The sequence below is a fragment of the Nesterenkonia haasae genome, from assembly GCF_010119385.1.
GTDB lineage: Bacteria > Actinomycetota > Actinomycetes > Actinomycetales > Micrococcaceae > Nesterenkonia > Nesterenkonia haasae.
Genome location: NZ_VFIE01000001.1, coordinates 407 through 766, shown reverse-complemented (window position 1 = coordinate 766; position 360 = coordinate 407). Strand labels below are relative to the sequence as shown.

At 48.6% G+C, this 360-nt stretch carries 1 rRNA gene; it reads right to left on the bottom strand.

Features of this window, described 5'->3' with window-relative positions:
* Positions 1-236, bottom strand: a 16S ribosomal RNA gene (locus tag FH975_RS00005); the annotation flags it as partial.
* Between the last annotated feature and the right edge of the window lie 124 nt (positions 237-360).

Genomic DNA, 360 nt, shown 5'->3' with positions numbered 1-360 from the left:
TCGGCTCATTCAATCGCGCAAGGTCCGAAGATCCCCTGCTTTCACCCGTAGGTCGTATGCGGTATTAGCGTAAGTTTCCCTACGTTATCCCCCACGACAGAGTAGATTCCGATGTATTCCTCACCCGTCCGCCACTCGCCACCCAGAGAGCAAGCTCTCCTGTGCTGCCGTTCGACTTGCATGTGTTAGGCCTACCGCCAGCGTTCACTCTGAGCCAGGATCAAACTCTTCACTTAAAACCACATGATCCGAAGATCAAAATTTAAAGCTGCAGATGATTGATTCTGGCAACGTATCGCTTGCTTTAAAACAATTAATAGTTGCTTGATCAAACGTCTGCAAGATGGACAATCATCCTTC